Source organism: Desulfosarcina cetonica JCM 12296, assembly GCF_001311845.1.
Classification (GTDB): Bacteria; Desulfobacterota; Desulfobacteria; order Desulfobacterales; family Desulfosarcinaceae; genus Desulfosarcina; species Desulfosarcina cetonica.
In genome coordinates, this window is sequence record NZ_BBCC01000274.1 from 1 (window position 1) to 6,547 (window position 6,547).

Sequence of the window (6,547 nt, forward strand, 5' to 3'; positions counted from 1 at the left end):
GTCGACGCTGGTGCGCGGCAGGGCCAGTTCAGCCAGGGGCAGGCCGGCCGCCAGATGGGCGGCCACGGGTGCAAAGATGTCGCGGCCATGAAAGGTTTGGCTCACCCGTTCTAGAAAATAGCGTCGGTTTTCAACATACACCGCCCGGTCAGCCGAATGGTCCATGAGGACCCGATCCAGCAAGCCGTTATCGGGCGCCACGAACCGATGACCGTTGCAGTCGACGGCCAAAATAGGCCGTGTACCGCCGACGCCCGGATCAACCACCGCCACGTGGATGCTGCCCGGCGGAAAATACGCATAGGCGGCGGCCAGGATGGTCGCGCCGTGAATCACGTCCTGGGGATCGATCCCATGGGTGATATCCATCACCCTTGCACCGGGGTTGACCGTGGCGATAACGCCCTTCATCACCCTGCGTATTCGTCGCGCAGCCCGAAATCGGTAAGCAACGTGATCAGGGCCATGGCAGCCTCGCCGATTGAATGGCTATCCTGCCGCCACACGGGATCCCGATGGGGGAGGCCATGCGGATCAAAACAGCTTCTGTTGGACGGGAACACCCAAATGGCGACAGGCAATGTCGGAGACCCGCCGTCCCGAGGAGGTGCGAATCACCATGCCGATTTTGAGAAGATACGGCTCGACCACATCCACCAGGGTGTCACTCTCTTCCTGGAGGGTAGCCGAAATGGCTTCGATCCCCACCGGTCCCCCTCCGTAAAAATCGATAATCGTTTTCAAATAGCGCCGATCCAATTGGGTGAGCCCCTGGGCATCGACCCCTTCCAAGGCCAGGGCGGCTTCCACCGTCTCTTGGGTAATCGTTCCATCGGCGCGCACCTGGGTATAATCGCGAACACGCTTGAGCAGCCGGTTGACGATGCGGGGGGTTCCCCGGGAGCGCTTGGCCAACTCTTCGGCGCCAGGCTTATCGATGCGGACGTCCAACAGCGCGGCTGAACGCATGGTGATATGCACCAAATCATCGATGCCATAAAAATCGAGATTGCGAAAAATGCCGAAGCGATCCCTGAGCGGTGCTGACAAGAGACCCACCCGGGTCGTGGCCCCCACCAGGGTAAAGCGTTTTAGCCGGTAACGGTGGCTCCGGGCATGGATCCCCTTGTCGAAGACAAAATCCACGGCAAAATCTTCCATGGCGGGGTAGAGAAACTCTTCGACGGTTTTGGGCGTGCGGTGAATCTCGTCGACAAAGAGAACATCCGCTTCTCCCAGGTGAGTCAGAATCCCGATCAGATCGCCCCCTTTTTCCAGCGCCGGACCTGAGGTAACGGTCAGCGTTCCTCCCATTTCATTGGCAATGATATGGGCCAGGGTGGTTTTACCCAGTCCCGGCGGCCCATGGAACAACACATGTTCAAGGGGTTCGGATCGCAATTGGGCCGCTTCGATGGCGATCTTGAGCGTTTCGACGACTTCGGCCTGACCGACATAGTCGTCGAGCCGCTCCGGACGCAGGGAAAGAAGATCCGGGTCGCGGTCGGTAGGCTGCAGGGCGCCGCTGACAATGGCCATATCCGTGGATCGGTGGGTAAGAATGGGGTCTGACATCAAAAGTGGTTCCATACTGGCGGCAAACCCCTATCGGCTGGCCATCCAGACTGCGACCAGCGTCGTTCAGGGACGCTGCGCGCGGTAGATTTCATCAAACAGCTGCTCGGCCGTGGCAACGGTCGGGTCGCGTTTGATCGCCTCGCCAATCAGCTGGCGGGCATCGGTTGTCTTATAGCCCAATTGGGAAACCAACACGTCCATGACGATTTGGACAAAATCCTCATCCTCCGGCAGTTGTTCCTCCAAAGACGCATGCTGGATCAGGGCAAACTTGTTCATCTTACCTTTTAGCGTGGCAACGATTTTGTGAGCGGTGCGCTCGCCGATTCCGTTAAGCTGTTTCAAAATCTTGATGTCACCATTTTCAATGGCATGGGCGATATCGCCAATGGAGATGTTCAGCGCCTTGACGGCTTTAAGCGGTCCGATGGCCTCCACGGAAATGAAATATTGGAAGAATTCCTTCTCGGCCTCAAGGTTGAAGCCGATCAGCACCGGTTTGGGTTGCCGATCGGTCTGGTAGTAATAAATGTATAGGGATACCTCGTCGCCCGTCGTTTTTTGAGCGAGGCTCTCCAGCACCACCACCGGCACCAGAACCTCGTATCCCACATGGTTCACCAGGAGCAGAATGCGATCCTGCTCCTTTTTCATCAGTTTCCCTTCAAGATATCCGATCATCGCTTTTCGGCTCAGCCATCCACGGCCATGGGACAGGATTTATGGCGACGGGTAGCGGAAAAGACCGATCAGGGCCAGCCCCAGCGCATCCGACGCATGAAAGGGACGAATGGGCGACGGCGCACCGAGGGTGTTACGCACCACCCGTTCCAGCTGTTGCTTGGAGCGTTGCCGTTTCCCGTCAGAATCTGCTTGGCCTGGCGTACCGGCACCTCGGTCAATGCAATCCCCGACCGTGCACCGGCCAGTAACAGCACGCCGCACACTTTTCCCAGAACTATGCCCGACTTGGGATATTTTTCAAGGGAAAAGACATCCTCGACAACGATGAGGTCCGGCCGTTCCTCCTCCAGCACCCGGTTCATACTGTTGTAAATATGCTCCAGTCGGCAGGCCATGCGTTGCGCCTTGGAGGTTGAGATGGTGCCGTAGGCGTAACTGTGAACGCTCAGCCCACTACCGCTGACGATGCCGATCCCCGTATCGGCAAGCCCGGGATCAATACCGACAATCTTGATCATGGTCGCACGGAAAGGATACAGGTGCCGCGTTCACATCGCGTCCAATTTCTTTTTGGCGGATTCAGCCTCGCTGGTCCCCGGATAATTGGCAATGATCTCCTTGAGGATCAAACGCGCATTGTTGGCCTCCCCGATGTTGACAAACGCGTAGGCCTGTTTGAGCATGGCGGCCGGTACCTTATTGCCCTTCGCGTAATTTTCGATCACTTTCTGGTATTCGAGGATGGCCTTTTCATACCATTTTTCGCGGTAATAGGTTTCGGCGATCCAGAACTGGGCGTTGTCGGCCTGCTGGGATTTGGGATACGCCTTCAACAGTTTGGCGAAACCGTTACGCGCCGCGGTCATGTTCCCCTGATCGAATTCCCGCTTGGCGGCCACATAAAGTTCGGCATCGGTTTCCGGTTGGCTGGAAGCGGCTGGGGGCACCGGTTTGACGGGTTCGGGCTTAACGGGTACCGGCGCCGGTGTGGCCGCAGGCGTGGGCGCGGGCACCGTCTTCCCGTTTTGGGCAAGATACTGTTCGATGGCATTCATACGTTTTTGCAACTCGAACAAATCCGTGCTCATTTGATCGATACGGTCCGGGTTTGTGGCCGCATTGCCGACCGCGCTGCCCGGATTTTGCTGAAGTTGATGTTCAACGGCATCAAGGCGACCGGACAGCAACTGGGCTTGATCCTGATAGCTCTGCAGTTGCGCAGCCAGTCCGGCATACTGGCCCCGAATGTCATTCTCATCCCCAACAAGGGTCTCGTCCTTGGTCTTGATTTGCTGCTCCAGCGTAAGATTATGTCTCTCCAACGCGGCGATCCGATGATCCAGCGTATAAATGTCCTGCTGCGAGGCACAGCTGCAGAGGAAAACCAAGGCCACCGGGCCGATCCAGTAATATTTGGGTTGCATAGTCACCTTCCCATGGCATCGATCGTCGGGACGAAGGGATGCATCCGTCCCAGACAGAATATGCAGCAACGGCATTTATGGGCCGATGCTGCATATTCGATGAATCACATTAACTTGTATGAGGTGCGGGTTCCCTGCGCGTTCGGCAACCTAGTTGATGGGTTTCTTTTCTCCTCTGCCGTCGGATGGGTTCCGATGGTAAAAACGGTGGTGCCGAGCCATCATGCCGTGAGCCCGCGATACTGCATCAGGACTTATTCAAGAACGAAAGCATCGCGCCGGTTCTTGGCCCAGGCAGCTTCATCGTGACCCGGGTCAAGCGGTTTTTCCTCACCAAAGCTGACCGTCGTCATCCGGTCGCCGGGGATTCCCAGGTTGGTCAAAAAGGTTTTGGCACTTTCCGCACGCCGTTCACCCAAAGCCATGTTGTAGGCGCTGGTACCGCGCTCATCGCAATTCCCCTCGATGACCACATTGAAATCGGGATTGGCCCGCAGCCACATGGCCTTGTCTTTCAGGATCTCCTGAGCGTCGGAGGACAGAACGGCCGAGTCGAAATCAAAATGAACCAATTCATTTAAAAAAACGCTCCTTGGCGGCGGCCAGTTCACGCGCCATGGCTTCAGCTTCTGCTGCTGCGCGTTCGGCGGCCAGACGTTCTTCTTCCAGCGCGCGCTGTCTGGCCAGTTCAGCCTGACGGGCGGCCTCGTCGGCGGCATCCGTGGTCGGCTGAGTCGTCACTGCTTTCTTGGCACAAGATACGCTGAACAGCATCGCCGGAACGATCAGCAGCATCGCCAAAATAATCCACTTTCTTTTCATCTTCATCTCCTCCTTGTTTCCTTTGTTCCGTTGTTTAAGACCTTACGGTTTACGGTGTCAGAATATTCGGAGACCACTTTGGATTGGTCTGCTCACCGGAAAGGGTGAGCAAACGCCGCTGGTCGGTTCCATAAGCAGTCATCACGAAGATCCTGCTTTTCCCTTCACGCGTTGAACCGAACGCAATCAGACTGCCATCGGGAGACCAGGTCGGTGCTTCGTTGTTTCCCTGATTGGCTGTCAATTGGGTCAACTCGCCGCCATCGGGATTAATTGTAAAAAGATTGAGTACGCCACCATTCATGGCGGAATAAGCGATTTTATCTCCTTTTGGAGACCAACTCGGTTGCGTATTGTAGCGGCCCTCGAACGTCAGCCGCTGCACCCGCCCTGAACCTATATCGGAAATGTATATTTGTGGATTGCCGGATCGTCTGGACACAAACGCTATGCGCTTGCCATCGGGGGACCAGGTTGCCTCAACATTGATCCCGCCGGTATTCGTCAATCTTTTAATCACTTTCCCATTTCCGGTCAACAGATAAATTTGCTGATCACCTGAAAAAGAAAGGCTGGCGGCCAATTCGAAGGAACCGGGGAGCCAGGCGGGAGACATCTGCAGACGAGGCTTGTTGATCTTGGCCACCCGTTTGTCATTTATATTCTGGATATAGATCCGGGGTTGCCGTTCGGCATAGGTGGTGTAGGCAAGCCAGCGCCCGTCGGACGACCAATCGGGAAACAGGCTGATGCTCCGCAGATGGGTGAATTGGGTGATTTCGCTGCCGTCAAACTCGCACAGATAGATCTCTTTTTGCCCCGACCCGTTGGAAACAAAGGCCAGTTTTGAATCAAAAAACCCACGTGTGCCAAAAATCGCGTACACCACCTCGCTGCAGAATCGTCGGGCAATCTGGCGATAGTCGCCGACAGTTCCCCGATAGCGTTTGCCGAGCACCAACTTCTCCTTCACCGTATCGAACAGGCGCAATTCGAACTCCGCTTGGCCATCATGGCTGACCACACCGCCGGTGACCAGGAGTTCCGCACCAACGGCAGTCCAGTTTCGGTAGCGGATGCCGGCTCCGGTAATATCCATGGTTTGTGGATTTTCTAGAAATGCGCCGGGCTTGACGAGTGAAAAATAACCTGTAAAATCAAGATAATGGGAAATAAGTTGCGCCGTATCACTGGCAATGCCGGAAGTTGCCGGATCCCCGCCTCTCACTTTGAAGGTCGGCACGGCAATGGGTGTCTTGCTGAGAAACGGGTTGGAAATGTCGATATAGTTGTATTGCGCGGCGGCGACCGCCGATGACAGCGGCATCCATATCATGAGCAGAAGCAGCATGCTCAGTCGGTATCGAATCATCATGGGAATGCAGTCCTTCGTGTTCGGGTTTCATCATCTTTTGCCCTGCGGGAATCCCCCTTTAGCGGACGCCTTGCGGCGTAAACCGAAGCCCCATCTGAACGTAAGGCAAATTCAACCCTGGCGGATGGGGGGAAACGGGATTCGATTTAACGATGGCTCTATAGGCCGATTCGTCCAGATAAGCATTACCGGAACGATCGGTGAAAAAGATATCGATGATCTCTCCATTGGGCATGACCTTGAAAACGATTTGTGTCTTCAGGGAACGATCGATATTGGCGACTCTTTCATTGAACGCCCAGTTCTTCTCAATCTGCTTGGCCACCAAATGGCTGTAGATGTCGACGGGTCCGGCGGCCTGATCACCGTCCAGGTTGAACGGTCCGAGCGCGGCCCCCGGCTTTCCGGTCGAGCCACTGGCACTTGTACCGCTCCCCTCCCCGGACGCCGCCGAGGGGTTGGCCGCCTCGGCTTTACTCACCGACTGCCGCAGACGATCCAGAGCCGACTGTAATTGCTTGGGAGACGCGGTCGCCGCCTCGTTGGCGCCTTTTTCTCTGGGCGTCTTTTCTTCCGCCTTCGCTTCCAGGTCCTGGATGGCCTGTTTGACCACCTGTGTCGATTTGAACGTGCGATGTTTCAGGGAGACCTTGGGCTTTACCGG

9 protein-coding genes are annotated in these 6,547 nt (G+C 56.0%); all 9 read right to left on the reverse strand.

Going from position 1 to position 6,547, the window contains the following annotated elements; all coding sequences use genetic code 11:
- On the reverse strand, nucleotides 1-411 hold a 411-nt coding region (locus JCM12296_RS31620; RefSeq protein WP_172684209.1), incomplete at its 3' end, for an SAM hydrolase/SAM-dependent halogenase family protein.
- A 123-nt stretch (nucleotides 412-534) separates the two neighbouring features.
- Complete coding sequence (gene ruvB / locus JCM12296_RS31625) at nucleotides 535-1,575, reverse strand: Holliday junction branch migration DNA helicase RuvB (protein ID WP_054701469.1); 1,041 nt, start codon at nucleotides 1,573-1,575, stop codon at nucleotides 535-537.
- Between the two features lie 66 nt (nucleotides 1,576-1,641).
- On the reverse strand, nucleotides 1,642-2,259 hold the full coding sequence (gene ruvA, locus JCM12296_RS31630) for a Holliday junction branch migration protein RuvA (protein WP_054701472.1): 618 nt from the start codon (nucleotides 2,257-2,259) through the stop codon (nucleotides 1,642-1,644).
- Nucleotides 2,260-2,327: 68 nt separating this feature from the next.
- Nucleotides 2,328-2,780, reverse strand: coding sequence for a crossover junction endodeoxyribonuclease RuvC (locus JCM12296_RS31635; protein ID WP_306304176.1), 453 nt, complete (start codon nucleotides 2,778-2,780; stop codon nucleotides 2,328-2,330).
- 30 nt (nucleotides 2,781-2,810) lie between these two features.
- The gene (gene ybgF, locus JCM12296_RS31640; protein ID WP_054701474.1) at nucleotides 2,811-3,686 is read right to left on the reverse strand and encodes a tol-pal system protein YbgF; all 876 of its coding nucleotides are present in this window, start codon (nucleotides 3,684-3,686) and stop codon (nucleotides 2,811-2,813) included.
- Between the two features lie 254 nt (nucleotides 3,687-3,940).
- Nucleotides 3,941-4,297 carry a peptidoglycan-associated lipoprotein Pal gene (pal, locus tag JCM12296_RS31645; protein WP_246805192.1) on the reverse strand — a complete coding sequence of 119 codons (357 nt, stop codon included), beginning with the start codon at nucleotides 4,295-4,297 and terminating at the stop codon, nucleotides 3,941-3,943.
- Complete coding sequence (locus JCM12296_RS46455) at nucleotides 4,260-4,508, reverse strand: hypothetical protein (protein WP_246805193.1); 249 nt, start codon at nucleotides 4,506-4,508, stop codon at nucleotides 4,260-4,262. Before JCM12296_RS46455 ends, pal begins: the two co-directional genes overlap by 38 nt.
- Nucleotides 4,509-4,557: 49 nt before the next feature.
- Complete coding sequence (tolB, locus tag JCM12296_RS31655) at nucleotides 4,558-5,883, reverse strand: Tol-Pal system beta propeller repeat protein TolB (protein ID WP_306304177.1); 1,326 nt, start codon at nucleotides 5,881-5,883, stop codon at nucleotides 4,558-4,560.
- A 58-nt stretch (nucleotides 5,884-5,941) separates the two neighbouring features.
- Nucleotides 5,942-6,547 (reverse strand): cell envelope integrity protein TolA (tolA, locus tag JCM12296_RS31660; RefSeq protein ID WP_172684210.1); only part of this gene is annotated, 606 nt, incomplete at its 5' end.

What these genes read in the sequence shown, in the direction of transcription:
- ruvB (WP_054701469.1), bottom strand. Translation starts at nt 1,575, where the DNA reads ATGTCAGACCCCATTCTTACCCACCGATCCACGGATATGGCCATTGTC.
- ybgF (WP_054701474.1), bottom strand. Translation starts at nt 3,686, where the DNA reads ATGCAACCCAAATATTACTGGATCGGCCCGGTGGCCTTGGTTTTCCTC.
- JCM12296_RS31635 (WP_306304176.1), bottom strand. Translation starts at nt 2,780, where the DNA reads ATGATCAAGATTGTCGGTATTGATCCCGGGCTTGCCGATACGGGGATC.
- ruvA (WP_054701472.1), bottom strand. Translation starts at nt 2,259, where the DNA reads ATGATCGGATATCTTGAAGGGAAACTGATGAAAAAGGAGCAGGATCGC.
- JCM12296_RS46455 (WP_246805193.1), bottom strand. Translation starts at nt 4,508, where the DNA reads ATGAAAAGAAAGTGGATTATTTTGGCGATGCTGCTGATCGTTCCGGCG.
- tolB (WP_306304177.1), bottom strand. Translation starts at nt 5,883, where the DNA reads ATGATGATTCGATACCGACTGAGCATGCTGCTTCTGCTCATGATATGG.